1 pseudogene is annotated in these 277 nt (G+C 48.0%); it reads right to left on the bottom strand.

The features are described from left to right. Positions 1–277: pseudogene (locus CWC16_RS20030) on the bottom strand (hypothetical protein); the annotation flags it as partial.

Genomic DNA, 277 nt, shown 5'->3' with positions numbered 1-277 from the left:
TTCACCAGCCCCCCCGATTAACAGGTTTCGACCTTTACCGGCTTCGATACGGTCATTACCCTCACCACCATCAAGTAAAGTTCCGTCATCGTTACCACGTAAAGTATCACGACCCTTACCACCAAACAGTTCAACAGCATGGTCGGCTTCGTTCGCTTTTTGTGAACTCCCCCTTCCCGAAACACTGGAAGCATCCAGCAGTTCATCACCTTCACCACCTAGCGCATGTGTTAGATCATGTTCATCCAGTTTGAAATGAAAACGCTGTCCATCTTTA

The organism is Pseudoalteromonas sp. S3776 (assembly GCF_005886915.1).
In the GTDB taxonomy this organism is placed as follows: domain Bacteria; phylum Pseudomonadota; class Gammaproteobacteria; order Enterobacterales; family Alteromonadaceae; genus Pseudoalteromonas.
This window is presented reverse-complemented; position numbering and strand designations above follow the sequence as displayed.